Raw genomic sequence first — 18,413 nt, 5'->3', positions numbered from 1 at the left:
ACCATGAACAAGAACATAATATTACCCTTTGCTTTAACAGGCTTAATGGCTGCACTAACGGCATGTGGGGGTGGTGAAAGTGCTACGATTCACGAAGACCCAAATAAAGGTGTTACAACCTCAACCAATGGTTGTGAAGATATGGTTGATAACAAATGTCAATCTTTTGTGGTGGATTATCCTGTTGCAGGTTTAAATTTTGATTGTAGTAGCGATAAGAACAATCATTTTGTCACTGAAATCGTGAGTAGTGTGGCAATGGGTGCTTGTCCATCTGGCGATAAAGTAAATTTCTATATTCAAGGTGCACAATCTGCTCGAAAAATTGAATTGGGTACTGTGGATTTAGCGAAGATACGTCCATTAAAGGTGAATGGTCAGCCTGCGCAAATTAGCTTGATGGACATGGCAAGTGGTTTAACAGGAAAAGGCATTAGCAGTGCAAATGGTAATGATGAAACCTTTAGAGTCTTAACGGCATTGGTTCGTATCTTGCAAACTGCAGGAATTCAGCAAGATATAGATGCTGTTGAAGGTGATATTCAGCCTGTGACATTATCAAAAGATTTAAAAGAAGATTTAAAAAATATTCAGTCAGATGTGACTGCACAAAACTTTAAGGATGGGACGTATCTTGCTCTCATTAAACCATGGTTAGATGCTTCTACAATTACAGAGACATCGGCACAACAAGCCGCAGCACGTTTAATTAAACAAAATCAGGTCGGTATTTACACTACAAATTTCTTATATTTTACGAATGAGAAAGTAAACATTGATATTCGTGGTTTTAGTGGTAAGAGTACAAGTAATAGTAAAAAGGAAACCATTGCCAATATGTACTTACTCACGACGCGTGATGGCTATAGTACAGGCTATACAATACAGTGGATGGGTGTTCCTACAGTGAAGGATTCATTACCAACAGGTAGTGAATCATTATTAAAATATGCACTTTTGACACAAGTTGAACCGAAGAAATTAAATGCAGATGCACAAGATGCATTACTGAATGAATTTAATAATAAAATTACTCAACCATTTATTTTCAAAGCTGCGAATAGTACAACTGATAATTTACAGCTGGTACAAGGTACTCTAGTCAATGGAACTAATATTGCGGGTACAGCAGATATGTACAAGCGAATTTTACGTATAGATAAAGCACCTACTGATAAAACCGTGTATGGCGAATGGCGCCAAACACACGGGAGTGAAAACTTTACAGGTACTATTGATATCTATAAATCTAATCCTGCAACCTATTTAACCAATAAAGTTTTCCGTACAGTAAATACGGTGAAAAAGGGACAGAAATATATTTTCCCATTGTATGCAAATATTATCTTTAATTTTGAGGATAAGAGCGTCGCACCTGTGAAATTAGGGATTGTGATTGATGAAAATGGTGATATTCGTACCAATATCGGGGCAAATCCTACAGCAAATAATTTGACTTCTGATAAATGTAATAATATCAATCCATCAACTTATAAAGATGATGATGGTGTGCAGCAATATCGAATTGGGACTACAGGTGCGGCAAACTACACCACGACTGTTCCAGATAAGTCGATTACCATTCGTATGATTTTAGCGAATCCAATCTTTGGTAATATTGATGGTGCATTGGTCGGGTTAAATGATGCAATTATTTATTTGCCGGGAGCATCGATTACAGATGACAATACATTAGTACCAGGTGGTGTACGTTTAAATTTACAAAACTTATTGGTCGATGGAACTACCGCTCGCGGTATTAATATTACTGGTTGGAATGGTAATCAGGCGATTGAAGCACAATGGGCAAATATGCAAGCTGTGTATCAAACTATCTATAATGCAGCCAATAAAGATAAAGTAAATGATGCGCAAAAAGCGTTGGCAAAACGCACTTTTGGTAGCTTACAAGTTGAATTACCAAGCTGCTATCAAATTAAAACTAAGCAATAATCTATCTATTGGTTGAAATAAAAAAACCATCTTTAAAGATGGTTTTTTATAGTTTAAGATTATTTATATCATTAGCCTGTATGGTCTAAGCGTGTGCCTAAAGTTTCTAAATGCGTTGGGAATACATTCTTTTGACGATCTGCAAAATAGTGGCGTAAAGTCCGTTCTACACTTGGAAAGGCGAGTTCATTCCAAGGAATATCTTTTTCTTCAAACAAACGGCTCTCGATGGTTTCTTCACCTGCACCAAATTGTCCATCAATGATATTGCCTTTGAATAAGACATAGATTTGCCCAATTCGCGGGATATTGTACATACAATAGAGCTGTTCAATGTCAATTTCGGCTTCAGATTCTTCACGTGTTTCGCGTGCTGCACCTTGTTCCATGGTTTCAAACAATTCCATATAACCAGCAGGAAGTGTCCATAAACCATAGCGTGGTTCAATTGCTCTACGACACAAGAGCACTTTATTTTCCCAAAGGGCGAGTGCACCACAAATCACTTTGGGATTGACATAATGAATCGTACCACAATGGGTACAGACCTTTCTGACTTGATGATCACCCAAGGGAATTTTATCTATTGTTGTATGCCCACAGGCTGTACAAAAATGCATAGGCTTGATTGAAATAAAAAGATAACTCAGCATAACTGAATTTTAGTACTTTCGCATCATTTATAACCTTCTGTATAAAATTTCATATATGATGTAAAAATAACAAAAACAGCCAAGTGAGGGATTATGCAGGAGCAATTATTAACACAGGTATTGCAACAACGATTACGTTTTGCAAAAAGGACGTATCCTGCTCAAGCTGCTGTGTTAATCGCCATTACCCATGAAAAAGATCCTAAAATTTTATTAACCCGCCGTTCTGTATATTTAAATAATCATGCAGGTGAGGTATCTTTCCCGGGTGGAAAACGGGATCCAAATGATACCAGTAATATCGTGGTGGCTTTACGTGAAGCATGGGAAGAAACAGCTTTGAGCCCTTTTCAAGTGACTTTGCTCGGTGATTTACCCATGGAGCGGGCACGTAACGGAATGACGGTTAAGCCTGTAGTGGGTTTGATTCCACCTGATATCAATTTAATTGCACAACCCACTGAGATTGATCGTATTTTTTATGCACCGCTGAAAAAATTAATGGAATCTCAACCCATCCCATATGAAGTACGTTTGGCGCATCAGTCGGTTTATTTTCCGAGTTTAAGAGTTGAAAATGAGATCGTTTGGGGCTTAACTGCCCGTATTTTAATATCATTATTTCAATATGGTTTGGACTATCAAAAAAATTGGCCATTTTTATTAAATTCGCCAAACTTTCATTCCAAAATGATGAATAAAAAATAGAATTTTAAGACAAGTGCATCGGCATAGGAAGATTCACCATGATGTATAAATTTAAAGGACATTCACCAAAAGCGTTGCAAGTGCCATTTGATGGTTGGGTTGCTGATAATGCAACTGTGATTGGTCAAGTGGAACTTGGACAAAGAGTCAGTGTTTGGTTTGGGGCGGTGGTTCGTGCTGATAATGCTAAAATTCATATTGGGAACTTTAGCAATGTGCAAGAAAATGCTGTGTTACATACAGATGCAGGGATTGAACTCACGGTAGGAGAGTATGTCACAATTGGACATCAAGCCATGCTGCATGGTTGTACTATTGGTGATAATAGCCTCATTGGTATTAATGCTGTGGTTTTGAATCATGCAGTGATTGGGAAAAATTGCATTGTGGGAGCAAATGCATTGGTTCCTGAAGGTAAAGTGATTCCTGATAATTCTTTGGTGGTTGGTTCGCCTGCACGTGTGGTTAAAACCTTGGATGCACAAGCCGAAGTGCGTTTGAAAATGAGTGCAATGCATTATGCTGAGCATTTTCAAAATTTTATAGATTTAGAAGAAGTGCATTTTTAATTTGAATTTTTAAGCTCATTTTAGCCAAGTTGATCCTTGGCATTTGTGTATTTTGCATGTCGGAATGTGATGGGAAATAGTCGCATGAATGATATGAGTGGAGTATCATAGTCAACATTTTTAAGACTGATTAGGTTGTGCATGAAATTGCTGGCATTGGAAACTGCCAATGAGCAGTGTTCCGTTTCAATTGTTGATGAAACAAAAACACTTTTTTTTCAACTTGATACGCGAGCGAAAGCACAAACTCAAACCATTTTGCCCATGATTGAGCAAGGTTTTGAGCAAACTCAAATACAAAACGCTGATTTGACTGCAATTGCTTTTAGTCGTGGTCCAGGCTCATTTAGCGGTGTACGAATTAATGCAGCAGTGACACAAGCATTGGCTTGGGCAAATGATATTCCTGTGATTCCTGTGTCTACTTTACAAGCTTTGGCACAGGCAGCTTATCGCTTTCATGGTTTAACTGAAGTATCTGCGGTATTAGATGCACGTATGAAAGAAGTGTATATGGCAAGTTTTCGTTTAGATGAAAATAACATTATGCAACTTGTAGATGAAGAAAAATTACTAGATTATCAGCAAGCTTCTGAGTATCAAAAATTTACCTTAGTGGGTTCTGGTTCATCTTTAGTTAAGGATGATGCAATAGAGTTCCAAGGTGTGATTGCAAATGCTGAAGATATTGCAACAATTGCACGGCAACAAGCGCAACAAAAACATTGGTTGAGTGCTGACTTGGCATTGCCTGTTTATTTGCGTGATGACGCATGGAAAAAAATTCCAGAACAAGGTAAACCTTAATTTTTAGGATTGAATATGGATCTTTTACTGCTCTTAAAAGCAGCCATTATGGGGATTGTTGAAGGGATCACAGAATTCCTTCCAATTTCAAGTACAGGGCATTTAATTCTGGCATCAGAATTGATGAACTTCTGGACGAAAGAAAAAAGTGATTTATTTGTCGTTGCAATTCAGATGGGAGCAATTATTGCTGTTATTTATGAATATTGGGGCAAATTATGGGGTGCAGCAGTAGGATTATTCTCTGGTGAGCCTAAAGGTCGTCATCTTGGGATCAGTTTAATTTTAGCTTCTATTCCAATTATGATTGTGGGGTTGACCTTCGGTGATACCATTAAGGCATTATTGTTTAATGATGTTTCAGTTGCAATTGGTTTAATTGTTGGTGGTTTAATCATTTGGTGGGTTGAAAAAAATCCGCCTAAAATGGATGCACCAGAAGTGGAAGATATTTCCATTAAACAAGCCATTTATATTGGTTTGATTCAAGTCTTGGCTTTGATTCCGGGAACGTCACGATCAGGTGCAACACTTGTTGGCGGTATGATTCTCGGAGTTTCACGTAAAGCTGCAACTGAGTTTTCATTCTTCTTAGGGATTCCTGTACTTGTTGGTGCGGGTGTACTTGATCTATTAAAAAATCATCAGATTTATCAAACAAGCCAAGACTGGACAGTATTTTTTGTTGGTCTCGTGGTGTCTTTCGTTGCAGCATTGATCTGTATTCGCGTACTCGTTGCTTATGTGGCAAAACGTGATTTGATGGTATTTGCTTGGTATCGTATTGCATCAGGTTTGTTAATTTTATTGTTTGCATTTACAGGTTGGAAATTATGGTAAGCGAAATTCGCTTATTTACAGAATCCACATTTTTAGAGAAAGCACAGTCTTATCAGTCTGTGCTTTCTTTACGTGGAGTGGTTGTTCATATTGAAATTGTTGAAAAAATCAATGCACGTTTTTTAAGATTGCATCCTGAGTTAGCCTTGTGTGTGGATGATTTAGGCTTAAGTTTATCTGCCAATGGCATGAAAATGCAGCCCGATTGGAAAGCAGAAATTCCACGACTCAAACGTGCGAGTTTAAAATCTGAAATGATTGCTCGCGCATGTAATCTTTCAGAAAAACCTAACCTGATTGATGCAACAGCAGGTTTAGGACACGATACATTGCTCATGGCACACTTAGGTGCAACAGTCACTTTGATTGAGCGTCATCCAATTTTATTTACTTTATTAGAAGATGCAAAAAATCAGGGTGAATCTGATCCATTTCTTGCACCTGTGGTGAGTAGAATTCAATTGGTATTTTCAGACTCTAATACATATCTGCAACAGTGTATTGATGAAAATAATAGCGTTGATGTGGTGTATTTAGACCCAATGTTCCCCCAACGAGATCAAAATCAACAAGCAGTAAAGAAACAAGCACAAGTGAAAAAACAAATGCAATTGCTGCACATGTTATTGCCTGAAGAGGGTGAAATGGATTTAGGTGATCGTCTTTTAGTCTTAGCTCAAGCAATTGCGAAGCGTGTTGTGGTAAAAAGACCAAGGCTCGCCGTTTTTTTGAATGACCAGCAACCTGATCATCAATGGCAAGGAGATGCGTGCCGCTTTGATGCCTATTTTAACGGATAGCTTATAAGGAGTTTGGTAACTGTTTCAAAAAACATCAAAAAATTGTTATATAGTCGTATTATACATTGATAATATTTTAAGCAAGCATAAACTAGCTATGCTGATTTAAGCCACCCGCAATTACAGAATCTTTATGATAGACCTCAAACCTTCCATTAATTTTTGGCATGATTTAAAAAGTAATCAACGTGCAGGACTTTGGTTGTTTCTAGGGTCTCGTAAGGCATTACAAATAGTTCGACCATCCATTTTACAGCTTATTTTTTGGGGCATTTTGGGTGGTTGTGCGAATACATTATTTAGCTGGCTGGTGGCAGGCGAGAGCGGCGTTTTTAATCGGCAAGGTCTAATTAGTTATGCGCTATGGCCGTTTATTGCGTTAATTGTTGGGATTTTTTTGTCTCAGCGGACGGAAAATCCTCGTTTGATGCTTGTGCCTGCCTTGTTGTGGTTGGTCTTAGATACACATATTGCATTTTTGCAAAGTTTTATTCAGTTTTTAGGTTCACTCGACTATCTGCCTAATTTCACCTATGACTATTTGCCCATCATATTCATGGTACTTTTTGTTTGGCAAAGTTTGGCGGTGGTTTGGGTTTTTGCACGTGAGTTGCAATGGCCTTGGTGGGAACGTGCGCTGATTATTTCAGCGACATTGTTTACATTAGTCGTTTGGCAGACCTCAATTCAAGATCAACCGATTTGGAAAGTTGAAGAAGTTCCACCTACTTTTGCAGAAAATGCATTTTATGCGCAAAGTAATCTGTTAAATAAAGCATTAGAACAAATTCAATATGGTGAATTTGCTGAGACACATTGGTATTTCTTGGGTGTCGCGGGTGTCAGTTATCAAGATGTTTTTAAATATGAAATTGAACGAATTAAAGAGCAATTTGATACACGTTTTGGTACTTTTGGACGCTCGATTGAACTGATTAATAACCCTGAAACACGTACAACTGTTCCATTGGCATCTAAAACCAGTATGGAGCTTGCATTGCGCCGTATCGGTCAGCAAATGAATCGTGAAAGTGATGTTTTATTTTTATATATGACTTCACATGGTTTGCAAAATCAGTTTGAAATGGAAAATGACCCACTTGATTTAAATGATGTTGATCCTAAATGGTTACGTGATACTTTAGATAAATCAGGCATTCGTTGGAAAGTGATTGTGATTTCAGCGTGCTATTCAGGGAGTTTTATTCCTGCACTACAAGCACCAGACACTTTAATTATTACGGCTTCTGCCGCAGATCGTGCTTCATTTGGGTGTTCAAATGAAGCGGATTACACCTATTTTGGACGCGCGTTCTTTGATCAGGCGATGCGTGAACAAACCTCATTGAAAGCGGCATTTCAGCAAGCTGCTGAAACTGTGGCAAAATGGGAAAGTGCACAAGGTTTTGAACCTTCTGAGCCACAATGGGTGATGGGAAAAAATATTGAATTGGTCTTGCCGCAGTTAGAACAGCATTTATTTCCACGACAAAATGTGACTTCTGCTGTGAGTTCAACACCTGTGAAATCAACAGACGATAAAGCAGCACAAACGCTTGCCGTTGCCGCACAGTAGGGAATACGCCATGGAATTATTACAAAAAAATAAATGTTTTGAGGGTGAGCAACGCATCTATCAAACAGATTCGAAATACTTAAAGCATCCAAGTAAATTTGGGGTATTTATACCGCCACAAGCGACCACGCAGAAATGTCCTGCTTTAATTTATTTAGCGGGTTTAACTTGTAACGAAGAAACGTTTGTTATTAAAGCACATGCACAGCGTTTAGCTGCACAATTGGGCTTAATCTTAATCACCCCAGATACCTCACCACGTGGTGAGGATGTTCAGCAGGGGGATTCATGGGACATTGGGCAAGGTGCTGGATTTTATCTGAATGCAACACAACAACCTTGGGCAGAACACTTTCAAATGGAAGCTTTTTTGCTTGAAGAGTTGTATCCCTTATTGTTACAAAAACTACCGATTTTAAAGCAAAAAATTGGGATTTTTGGGCATTCTATGGGCGGGCATGGTGCATTAACTTTGGCGTGGAAATATCCTGAAAAATTTAAATCGGTTTCGGCTTTTGCACCCATTTGTGCACCCAGTGCATGTCCTTGGGGGGAAAAAGCATTTTCAAATTATTTAGGTCATGACCAAGCTGAATGGGCAAAGCATGATGCAACACAATTAATTTTAGCCAAAGGCGCATTATTTACTGAAGTGCTCATTGACCAAGGGACAAATGACCAATTTTATAGTCAATTGCATCCTGAAGCCTTACAACGTGCATGTCATCAAGTTGGACAAAAACTTACTTTACGTATGCAGAATGGCTATGATCATGGTTATTTCTTTATTCAAACTTTTATGGATGAGCATTTGCAGTTTCATGCCACACAATTACAGAAGTAATTAAAAAATGTCGAGTCATTGATTGTAGCGATCATGACTCGAACAAAATATCGGCTATTTATTTTAATTAAAAAACGCTATACACTGATTTTGTTAACATTGAAAACATATTGTTGCCGAATTGTCTTGATGATACTGACATATTAAAAATAAGAGAAAACGATGCAAGAACAAACACCACCACCATTTTCAGGTCAGGGAAGTCTCAGCCTGACCAAAAGCTCAGAGCTTCCATCTGAAAATAATGTACCAACACCAGCATTTTCTCAAGTACGCCGTTTTAAATTTCATGGCGATGCGATGGAGTATTTTGGTATTTGGATTGTAAATATTTTACTGACCATTGTGACGCTCAGCTTGTATGCACCTTGGGCGAAAGTGCGCCGTTTACGTTACTTTTATGGTAATACTGAATTTTTTAGACGACGCTTTGATTTTACAGGTGTACCGAAAAAAATTCTGATTGGACGTTTGATTGCACTGGGAATTTATGGAGCAATTTCGGCAATTTCGCAATATTCGTTAACGGCAACCTTGATTGGTTTTATTGTTCTTTATCTTGCCGTGCCTTGGTTGATTCGTGCCACACTGCGCTTTACGGCACGTAATAGTAAATATGCCAATAGCCGTTTTTATTTTGCAGGGACAAGTAAAGAAGCCTACAAAGTATTCTTAAAATGTATTGCAATTTACATTATCAGTTTGGGGTTATTTTATCCTGTGCTGATTTGGTTATATAAGCGTTATTGCATCGATCATTTATACGCAGGACAGCTAAAGTTTAAATTACAAGCAGATTGGCCTGATTATATGCGTGCGGTCTATATTCCAACCTTTATGTTTATAGGCATTATTTTGGTCGCTGCCATGATTGGTGGCGTCTTGGGTAGTCTTTCTCGTCCTGAAGTATTTGCAGGGGTGTTAGGGGTGGCTTATATCGTGGGCGGTTTGTTTGTTTTCCCATTGATGAGTGCGCGTATTTTTATCACCACGTGGAATAATACTGTGATTGGGAACAGTAAATTTGCCACAGACTGTAATCAATGGCGTTTTGCATGGATTGTTGGTACCAATTGGATCGTTAAAATTTTGTCTTTGGGGCTTATGTCTGCATGGGCTGCAATTCGTATCTATCGCTATAAGGTTGACTCACTTAGCCTGACTTTACTTGATGATCCTGATCAAATGATGAATTTGGCACAGGCGGATCACAGTGCCTTAGCAGAAGAGATTAGCGATATTTTTGATATAGATGTTTCACTTTAACTGAACGAGCTGAAAACCACATGACACAATCTGCACAAGTCATTTTTTATGATGGTGTGGTGTCCAAGCCACACCAAGCCCAAGTTTTTGCCGTGGATGCGCAGACGGTACAAGTACGTTATGGGGAAGATCAGCGCTTAGTGCGGCATTATCGCTATGCAGATATGCAGCTGATTGGGGCTTTGGGGCAACTTAAACCTGCAGTTGAGCTCAATGATGATGCCCGTATTGAATTTTTAGATCATTTACCTGAATGGTTTCATTTAGACGGTAAAAAAGCCTATCGTTCGATTTGGAAATTAGAACGTTCACCTACACTGATTTTGTTTAGTGTGGTGTTTGTGGTTTTTTTGGGTTTTGCTTTAGTGAAATGGGGTATTCCTGCTGCTTCGCATTATATTGCGTTTCAATTACCTGAAAACAGTATGAAACGTTTAGGTGATGAAGCTGAAACCTATGTTGATCAATATTTGACTGCACCGAGTCAATTGGCAAAGGGGCAACAAGAACAAATTCGTAAGCAATATCTTGAAAAAATTGCTGAGGGACGCCCTGCAAAATTATTGTTTAGGAAGGGCAGTAGTCTAGGTGCAAATGCGATTGCTTTGCCGAATAATACCATCATTGTTACAGATGAATTGGTTGAGTTAGCACATAGTGATCAAGAAATTTTAGGGGTGCTTGCCCATGAACAAGGACATTTGATAGAGCGCCATAGTTTACAACAAGGCTTATCAAGTTTAGGTATGAGTGCATTATATATTGCGATTACAGGTGATAGCTCAGACCTCTTTAGCTCCTTGCCAGCAGCGATGTTGAGTGCAAAATACTCGCGTAAATTTGAACAGCAGGCTGACTTATATGCTTTAAATTTGATGGATCGTCAGCATATTGAAGTTGCACATTTTGCTAACTTGTTACAGCGTTTGAATGATGAATATGAAAAAACAGACAGTAAAGATGATAAAGAACAGTCTGAACAGGCACAGAAAAAGTCAGATGAAGGCACGAGCGACTCACAAATAGATCGAATTTTTGAAGTATTTGAGTCACATCCTGCAACGCAAGAGCGCATACAGATGGTTCGTGATTTTGAAAAACAACAGAAAAAATAGCCATAATTAAAAGGCTATTCTTTTATTGAGTACTTTCATTTCATTTATTTTAAGCCTGATGTTGCCATTGAACACTAAACTGTTGCTGTGCCATTCGATTTAAATGATCAATGATAACATGCTGTAAATGGGCGTCATCTTGTTGCTTTGTTTCTAGATCGACAACGAGACGCTCAGATTGTGCATGTAAAATGACTGTAGCATCAGGCATAAAAATACTGAATTTTTCATCTGTTTCAGCGACTTCAAATTTATGTTTCCAATGATTGAGTAAGCGTTTAGCAATGCGCTTTGCATCATGGGTTAAAATAACAGTATTGCTTTTCATTCTCATTTACTCCTTGGCTTGCTTAAAGCTAACAAAAAATGACGTACGAAGCTGTCATTTAAATAGAACGCTTCGTTGCATTATTGCAATGCTGAGTCGAGTTTCATGTGCGATTACAGGCTTTTTCAGCAAAGTTTAGTCAGAAATTTGCTATAATTGAGTAAATCCATATTTCAAGCTAGGTTGATCCATGTCCAAGCCATTTTTAATTGCACCTTCTATTTTATCTGCTGATTTTGCTCGTTTAGGTGAAGAAGTAGACAATGTTTTAGCAGCAGGTGCGGATGTTGTGCACTTTGATGTCATGGATAACCACTATGTACCTAACTTAACTTTTGGTGCAGGCGTGTGTAAAGCTTTGAAAAAATATGGCATTAAAGCACCGATTGATGTGCATTTAATGGTTTCACCTGTAGATCGCATGATTGGTGATTTTCTCGAAGCGGGTGCAGATATCATTACTTTCCACCCAGAAGCAACGGATCATATTGACCGTTCTTTACAGCTCATCAAAGATGGGGGTGCACAAGCAGGTTTAGTGTTTAACCCTGCGACCCCTTTGCATTATTTAGACTATGTCTTGGACAAAGTTGATCAGGTGTTATTGATGAGTGTAAACCCTGGTTTTGGTGGACAAAAATTCATTCCGATGACTTTGGAGAAATTACGCCAAGCACGTAAAATCATTGATGCATCAGGTCGTGATATCCGTTTAGAAGTAGATGGTGGTGTAACACCTGCAAATATTCGTGCAATTGCGGAAGCGGGTGCAGATATGTTTGTTGCAGGTTCTGCAATTTTTGGTAAACCTGATTATAAAACTGTGATTGATGAAATGCGTGCTGAATTGGCATTGGTTGGTTCACAACAGGCTTAGACTTTTACACAATAATATCGATAAAATTGTGGATAAGTTTGATGATAACTCTATGGATAACTGTGTAGATAAGCTTGCTGATAAATTGTTTAGCATTTAAGCGAAATAAGATCAATCGCTTATGAATTATACAAAATAAGTTTAAAAAGAGTCCAAATGGGCTCTTTTTTTATTGGAAATAGAATTATATTTTCGCTTTATTTTTAGTCGTTTTCTTGTGGTGATGCTGTTTAATAATTATGCATCAGGATATGGGAAATCGCGGCATTGCAACATTTTTAACTGAAGCATTGAATGGATCACTGATGAGCAGTGAGTAGCACTTTAGATAGAAAAATAATCTTGAGTTCAGGGCTTCATTTGCTACTGCTTAAATTATTGGGTATGCTAAATCGGTATTTATTTTTAATTGACTGCTGACATGTTCACACAACTCTGCAAACAAGCTTGGTTTGTTTGTCTTATGGTATTTGCCATAGGATGGAGCAGTGTGTCTGTTGCTTCTGTGAAAACCATGCAGATAAGCATGCAGATGCAACACCAGCCTATACAAAAGCAGAAAAATAGCAGTCATGCAGCAATGATGCAAAACATGTCGCTGCAAGAGATGAAGCAACATTGTGCCGATTTAGCAGCGCTAGAGCTTCAGAATAACGAGTTGGCACAAAATTCAAACGATTGTCATCAGCAATTGATTCAAGTTCAACAAGTAAAGCATGCCGATTGTCAGCATTGTGCATTGTTCTCTTGTCAGTCTTCAATTGTTTGGTTTAATACCGATATTCCCAAATTGATTGTTCCTGAAGATCATCTCGAACAAAATTCACTACAAGCTCATTACCAAGCTCAGCATCTTGCAGGGTATTGGCAGGAAATTTTACGTCCTCCTAAAGCTTAACCCGTTTTTCCGAAGCATTATTTTCAAAATAATTTCAGAAATTTAGGTTGAGTTATGTCTATTCAATTTTCAAAAAGCGTTATCGTCGCTGTGGCTGTGTTGTCTTCAACATGGAGTTTTGCAGCGGTTAAGGAATATCACCTAAACATTGATGAAGGAATGGTCAATGTCACAGGCAAAGCGGTCAAACGCATCACTGTCAATGGCAAGTTTCCTGCGCCTTTACTTGAGTTTGAGGAAGGCGATGATGCAGTCATTCATGTGCATAATAATTTAAAAAATCAAGATTCTTCAATCCATTGGCACGGGCTGTTATTGCCTGGCATTATGGATGGCGTTCCAGGCTTTAATGGTTTTAACGGGATTCGACCGCAAGGTGATTTTGTCTATAAATTTAAGGTTCGCCAAAGTGGTACGTATTGGTACCATGCCCACTCTAAAGGTCAGGAACAGGACGGTTTATATGGTGCTTTGGTGATTTATCCGAAGGAAAGAAAGCCACTCGCTGCACATGAACAAACCGAGCGTGACTATGTGGTGATGCTGTCCGATTTTCATGACAAAACCAGTGATCAAATTCAAAAAGATCTGAAAATTTCGGCTGAATATTATCAAGATCGGCGTGAAACTTTGGGCGATGTGTGGAAGCAAATTCAACGTGATGGTGTCAAAGCCACATGGTCTGACCGCAAAATGTGGAATCAGATGCGTATGCTGAAAACTGATCTGTCTGATGTCACGGGTTATACTTTTTTGATCAATGGTAAAACCCCTGAACAAAATTGGACAGGCATGTTTAAACCGAATGAAAAAGTCCGTTTGCGTTTTATTAATGCTTCAGCCATGTCCTTTTTTGATGTGCGCATTCCGAACTTAAAAATGACCGTGGTCGGTGCAGATGGTCAGCCTGTACAGCCTGTGCCTGTAGACGAGTTTCGTATAGGGACAGCCGAAACCTATGATGTGGTGGTTGAACCAAAGAATGAACATTATCAGATTGAAGCGGAGTCGATTGACCGTTCAGGTTTTGCCATTGGGACGTTGCACAATGAGCTGACAGCAAATATGCATGGGATTCATCTGCCACAGGCACGTCCTCGCGCCATTTTAAATATGGCAGACATGGGGCATGGCAGTGCTGATATGCAAGGTATGGATCATTCAGCTATTCATCAAAAAGCAGAGAATCATGGTGATATGCAGGGCATAGATCACTCGAAGATGAATCATGGTGATATGCAGGGCATAGATCACTTGAAAATGGATCATGGTGAGATGCATGGCATGGATCATTCGAAGATGGATCATGGTGAGATGCATGGCATGGATCATTCGAAGATGGATCATTCAGAACATCAAGCAACGACAGCAAAATCTGATGTTGTGGTCGAAGGTTGGGCAAATGCATCAACTCCGCAAGGCGACAAAGCTTTGCAATATAGTGATCTGAAATCCTTAACCCCACAACCCGATACCCGTGAAGCGACAAGTGAATTGGTAATTCGTTTGGGTGGCACCATGGAGCGTTATATCTGGACGATTAATGGCAAGAAATTCAGCGATGCTGAACCGTTAAAAGTGAAGTACGGCGAGCGGATTCGTATTAAATTTATCAATGACAGTATGATGGCGCACCCGATGCATTTACATGGCATGTTTATGCAACTGGAAAATGGTCAGCCTGCGGTAGATATGCCAAATAAGCACACCATTATTGTGCCGCCTGCAAAAACCGTGACTGCATTATTAACCGCAGATGAGCTAGGAGAATGGGCGATTCATTGTCATTTGCTCTATCACATGAGCGCAGGCATGATGAATAAAATGATTGTTGCCAATGTTTCCGAAGGAGAAACCAGCACCACACCGATTCAAAAATCGACGACAAACACTTCGAATCAAGCTGAACAGCAAGGAGATCAACATGCACACCACTAAGTTATTTCCACACACTGTTTTGGCAAGTTCATTATTGATGATGAGCAGTTGGGCAATGGCGCATGAAGGACATGACATGATGTCAGCATCGCCAACCACAACGACGTCAAATAGTGAAATGGTTGATCACTCGCAAATGAATCATGCAGGAATGGATCATTCGCAGATGAATCATTCAAAAATAGATCATTCACAGCATCAACAAACGACTGAGCAAGTAATACCTCCACAAGCAACTGCACACATAGAACATCAAGGATATGACCATCGAAAGGAACATGGCGCACAAATTTATACCGTCAGTACTGTAGATACAAAATGGCTGCTCAATGAAGATGGTGAAGGTGCATTAAAGTCCGAAATCGAAACCCGAATTGGGACGGATGAAAATAAGCTCTTTATTAAAGTTCATGCGGATAAAGCAGAATCTCATGATGCGCACGTTGATGCCAAAGTTTTATATAGCCGTATGATTTCAGATTTTTGGGATGCGCAAGTTGGTGTGCGTTACCGATCTGAAAAAGTCGAGTTAAAACATCATGCTAAAGATAGCGAAGAAAAACTCGATGCGGTGATAGGTTTGCATGGCATGGCGCCATATTTCTTTGAAACCGATGCTTATCTCTATACAGGAGAAAACCAGTATTCAGGTTTTAGTCTAGAGACAGAGCGAGATTTGCTGTTGACGCAAAAACTGATTTTTAAACCCTATTTGAATCTCGATGTGGTGTTCAGTGATGATTCTAAATATGCCAAAAAATCAGGTTTAAGCAGCCTGACCACAGGTATTGAAACCCGTTATGAAATCAGTAAAAAAGTCATGCCATATTTGGATATTGCCTATGAGTACAGTAAGGGCAATGATGAAACTGCATGGCAAGTCAAAAGTGATGCTGAAAAGGGTTGGCGCTATGGTGCAGGGGTGCGGTTTAAGTTTTAAACTTTAAGTTTGATGTTTTAAAGCTTGCTTTATTTTAGGGTTTTAATTTTAAAACCCTAATTTTTCTCGGTGTATTTTGGGTCAAATTTTGTAAAACATGCTCAGTTATAGAGCGAAATACGTTAAAATGTGTTTATTCAAAGGAGGAACGACCTCCCTTTGTGCGATATCATCAAAATCTGCACCAAGAAAACTCGTCAGGACGACCTGACTCTAATTTAAATTTGGAGCTGGTCATGGCTTGGGTCATTCTTGTTTTTGCAGGCATCTTTGAAATTGTTTGGGCATATACCATGAAAATGTCCGAAGGTTTCACAAAGCTCACCCCGAGCGTCATTACGATTTTCTTTATGATCCTGAGTTTTGGTTTATTGGCTTATGCCATGAAATCATTGCCTTTGGGAACGGCTTATACGATTTGGACAGGAATCGGGGCAATTGGTTCATTCCTTGTGGGTATTTTTATTTTAGGTGAACCGACCACTGCCATGCGAATGTTGGCGGCGGTACTGATTGTATCGGGTTTAATTCTGATGAAACTGTCTTCTTCTTAAAAAACCTATTTTACGATCCAAGTTGACTGATGTGGTTGACTTGGATTTTTTGATTTTAATACATTGATTTTTAGGAGTATTGGTATGGCTTGGGTGTTACTCGTAGTGGCGGGTTTATTGGAAGTGGTCTGGGCATACTTTATGAAAGTGTCTGATGGCTTTAGCAAACTCACGCCCAGTATTTTGACGATTGTGTTTATGATCGCAAGTTTTGCGCTATTGTCCTATGCCATGAAATCTTTGCCTTTGGGTACAGCATATACGGTTTGGACAGGAATCGGTGCGGTTGGCTCATTTGCTGTGGGGATTTTCTTTTTGGGTGAACCTGCTACTGCCATGCGAATGTTGGCTGCAGTTTTAATCATTTCTGGGTTAATATTAATGAAGCTCTCATCATCTTAAAACGTATTCGTTCAAGGAGAAGTCGATGAAATTATCATTTATGGAAATGCCTTCTCCTGTGGGCGTTTTAAAATTGGTCGCAACGGACACCGCTTTGGTGGCAGTCCTTTGGGAAAATGAAGACCCTAAACGTGTGCGGTTGGCTGAGTTGATTGAAAATACACAGCATCCCATTTTGCTCGAAACACAAAAGCAGCTTAATGAATATTTTGCAGGGCAGCGTCAAAAGTTTGACGTACCTTTAGACTTTGAAGGGACAGAATTTCAACAAAAAGTCTGGCAAGCATTGCTTACCATTCCATTTGGAGAAACCCGCAGTTATAAAGACATTGCTGAACAGATCGGCAATGTCAAAGCCGTTCGTGCGGTGGGTGCGGCAAATGGTAAAAATCCTATTTCAATTATTGCGCCGTGTCATCGGGTGGTGGGCGCAAATGGCAAATTGGTGGGCTTTGCTGGTGGGTTGGAGAATAAGGATGTTTTGTTAAAGTTAGAGTCGATTTAATATTGGATGATACAAAATGGAATGGATTGAACCATGGCATCTTATTGATTTAGATAAGCAAGAATTATTTAATGCCGAATTAGAAAAAGAACTTCATCCTGCTCACATTTTATTTAATTCGAAGTTAAATGCGATTGCGAAAAGTAGTGCGAATGACGATGTTTTATATGCATTTACTGATGGAACGATACGAGTTGCAGATGTTCATTTGACATGGAAAGGGCGTACAGAAATCTCTCAATATCCTATTTCTATTATTTATTGTAGTTTAGATAAATGGAAAAGCTTTGTTCTTTATGATGAAGTATTACCACTAGTAGATTATTCCAATACTATTTGTATGTTGGGATATTTTTTAATGAATCATCTTGAATATGAGGATTATTTTAAATGGGCTGAAAAATTAGTAGAGCAAAATTGTTCATTGGATGAGCTTGATATTTTACTGAGTTATTCTTTAGATGAGCATATTCAGTCTGTTGAATTTTTAGATTTTATTGAGTGCTTTTTTAGAAAATTGGGATTTAATCTTAAGCATACTGAGCAATGTTTGTATGAGTTTATAATGTATTTATGTGATCGTATCATCGTAGATTCAAGTGAGTTAGATGACGCGATTCGAATATTTAAAAAGCTAGATCAAATATTTGGGGATGGGTTTGATTTTATTGTTGAGTGGGCGCGTTTAAGAATTGATTTATATAATATTTATACTTATGAGGAAACAGTCTACTTTAAAGAGCTGTCATTGATGAATTATCAGAATTTTGCGATTGAATTTGCTCAACGTTTTAAAGAAAAAATAATGATTTCACAATTAAATAGATTTTGATTTATTTT

Annotated in this window: 20 protein-coding genes; 18 read left to right on the top strand and 2 right to left on the bottom strand. The window is 38.7% G+C overall.

Going from position 1 to position 18,413, the window contains the following annotated elements; translation table 11 throughout:
- Positions 1-3 precede the first annotated feature (3 nt).
- Entirely contained in the window at positions 4-1,953 is a 1,950-nt protein-coding gene (gene filF, locus HX129_RS15360) for a putative pilus system protein FilF (RefSeq protein ID WP_286435125.1), read from the top strand.
- A gap of 71 nt (positions 1,954-2,024) precedes the next feature.
- Here the strand turns inward: filF and HX129_RS15355 are convergent, their stop codons facing one another.
- Positions 2,025-2,573 (bottom strand): NUDIX hydrolase, encoded by a 549-nt coding sequence (locus HX129_RS15355; RefSeq protein WP_286435143.1) that lies wholly within the window; start codon positions 2,571-2,573, stop codon positions 2,025-2,027.
- 126 nt (positions 2,574-2,699) lie between these two features.
- Here HX129_RS15355 and HX129_RS15350 point away from each other — a divergent pair, with 126 nt between their 5' ends.
- From HX129_RS15350 to HX129_RS15310, 9 genes are all read left to right on the top strand, one after another.
- Positions 2,700-3,314 carry a CoA pyrophosphatase gene (locus HX129_RS15350; protein WP_174492135.1) on the top strand — a complete coding sequence of 205 codons (615 nt, stop codon included), beginning with the start codon at positions 2,700-2,702 and terminating at the stop codon, positions 3,312-3,314.
- A gap of 38 nt (positions 3,315-3,352) precedes the next feature.
- The gene (locus HX129_RS15345) at positions 3,353-3,883 is read left to right on the top strand and encodes a gamma carbonic anhydrase family protein (RefSeq protein WP_286435126.1); all 531 of its coding nucleotides are present in this window, start codon (positions 3,353-3,355) and stop codon (positions 3,881-3,883) included.
- 141 nt (positions 3,884-4,024) lie between these two features.
- Positions 4,025-4,690 (top strand): tRNA (adenosine(37)-N6)-threonylcarbamoyltransferase complex dimerization subunit type 1 TsaB, encoded by a 666-nt coding sequence (tsaB, locus tag HX129_RS15340; protein ID WP_130075062.1) that lies wholly within the window; start codon positions 4,025-4,027, stop codon positions 4,688-4,690.
- Between the two features lie 15 nt (positions 4,691-4,705).
- Complete coding sequence (locus HX129_RS15335; protein WP_130075063.1) at positions 4,706-5,530, top strand: undecaprenyl-diphosphate phosphatase; 825 nt, start codon at positions 4,706-4,708, stop codon at positions 5,528-5,530.
- A complete protein-coding gene (locus tag HX129_RS15330) occupies positions 5,524-6,330 on the top strand; it encodes a class I SAM-dependent methyltransferase (protein ID WP_286435127.1) in 807 nt (268 codons plus the stop codon). The genes HX129_RS15335 and HX129_RS15330 overlap by 7 nt, the downstream gene beginning before the upstream one ends.
- Before the next feature lie 133 nt (positions 6,331-6,463).
- Positions 6,464-7,906 carry a C13 family peptidase gene (locus HX129_RS15325; RefSeq protein WP_130075065.1) on the top strand — a complete coding sequence of 481 codons (1,443 nt, stop codon included), beginning with the start codon at positions 6,464-6,466 and terminating at the stop codon, positions 7,904-7,906.
- Between the two features lie 10 nt (positions 7,907-7,916).
- Complete coding sequence (gene fghA, locus HX129_RS15320; RefSeq protein WP_180045840.1) at positions 7,917-8,750, top strand: S-formylglutathione hydrolase; 834 nt, start codon at positions 7,917-7,919, stop codon at positions 8,748-8,750.
- A gap of 162 nt (positions 8,751-8,912) precedes the next feature.
- Positions 8,913-10,016, top strand: coding sequence for a YjgN family protein (locus tag HX129_RS15315; RefSeq protein WP_180045838.1), 1,104 nt, complete (start codon positions 8,913-8,915; stop codon positions 10,014-10,016).
- Positions 10,017-10,036: 20 nt separating this feature from the next.
- A complete protein-coding gene (locus HX129_RS15310; protein WP_286435128.1) occupies positions 10,037-11,131 on the top strand; it encodes a M48 family metallopeptidase in 1,095 nt (364 codons plus the stop codon).
- 49 nt (positions 11,132-11,180) lie between these two features.
- Here HX129_RS15310 and HX129_RS15305 read toward each other — a convergent pair whose 3' ends face one another.
- Positions 11,181-11,459: a DUF2218 domain-containing protein gene (locus HX129_RS15305; protein WP_286435129.1), complete on the bottom strand. Its 279-nt coding sequence runs from the start codon at positions 11,457-11,459 to the stop codon at positions 11,181-11,183.
- Between the two features lie 190 nt (positions 11,460-11,649).
- Here HX129_RS15305 and rpe point away from each other — a divergent pair, with 190 nt between their 5' ends.
- The 8 genes from rpe to HX129_RS15265 all read left to right on the top strand — a co-directional run bounded on the left by rpe (position 11,650) and on the right by HX129_RS15265 (position 18,405).
- Positions 11,650-12,336, top strand: a complete 687-nt coding sequence (rpe, locus tag HX129_RS15300; protein WP_130075070.1) for a ribulose-phosphate 3-epimerase — start codon at positions 11,650-11,652, stop codon at positions 12,334-12,336.
- A 490-nt stretch (positions 12,337-12,826) separates the two neighbouring features.
- A complete protein-coding gene (locus HX129_RS15295) occupies positions 12,827-13,234 on the top strand; it encodes a hypothetical protein (protein WP_228257108.1) in 408 nt (135 codons plus the stop codon).
- Positions 13,235-13,288: 54 nt separating this feature from the next.
- Entirely contained in the window at positions 13,289-15,172 is a 1,884-nt protein-coding gene (locus HX129_RS15290) for a copper resistance system multicopper oxidase (protein WP_286435130.1), read from the top strand.
- The gene (locus HX129_RS15285; protein WP_286435131.1) at positions 15,159-16,112 is read left to right on the top strand and encodes a copper resistance protein B; all 954 of its coding nucleotides are present in this window, start codon (positions 15,159-15,161) and stop codon (positions 16,110-16,112) included. The genes HX129_RS15290 and HX129_RS15285 overlap by 14 nt, the downstream gene beginning before the upstream one ends.
- Before the next feature lie 236 nt (positions 16,113-16,348).
- Positions 16,349-16,666, top strand: a complete 318-nt coding sequence (gene sugE / locus HX129_RS15280; protein ID WP_130075073.1) for a quaternary ammonium compound efflux SMR transporter SugE — start codon at positions 16,349-16,351, stop codon at positions 16,664-16,666.
- Between the two features lie 84 nt (positions 16,667-16,750).
- Positions 16,751-17,068, top strand: coding sequence for a quaternary ammonium compound efflux SMR transporter SugE (sugE, locus tag HX129_RS15275; protein WP_130075074.1), 318 nt, complete (start codon positions 16,751-16,753; stop codon positions 17,066-17,068).
- 25 nt (positions 17,069-17,093) lie between these two features.
- On the top strand, positions 17,094-17,573 hold the full coding sequence (locus tag HX129_RS15270) for a methylated-DNA--[protein]-cysteine S-methyltransferase (protein ID WP_174492146.1): 480 nt from the start codon (positions 17,094-17,096) through the stop codon (positions 17,571-17,573).
- A 16-nt stretch (positions 17,574-17,589) separates the two neighbouring features.
- The gene (locus HX129_RS15265; protein WP_174492147.1) at positions 17,590-18,405 is read left to right on the top strand and encodes a hypothetical protein; all 816 of its coding nucleotides are present in this window, start codon (positions 17,590-17,592) and stop codon (positions 18,403-18,405) included.
- Positions 18,406-18,413 lie beyond the last annotated feature (8 nt).

This window comes from Acinetobacter sp. 251-1, assembly GCF_030329305.1.
Lineage (GTDB): Bacteria > Pseudomonadota > Gammaproteobacteria > Pseudomonadales > Moraxellaceae > Acinetobacter > Acinetobacter piscicola_A.
Note: the sequence above shows the minus strand (reverse complement) of the source record. Positions and strands in the feature narration are given on the sequence as shown.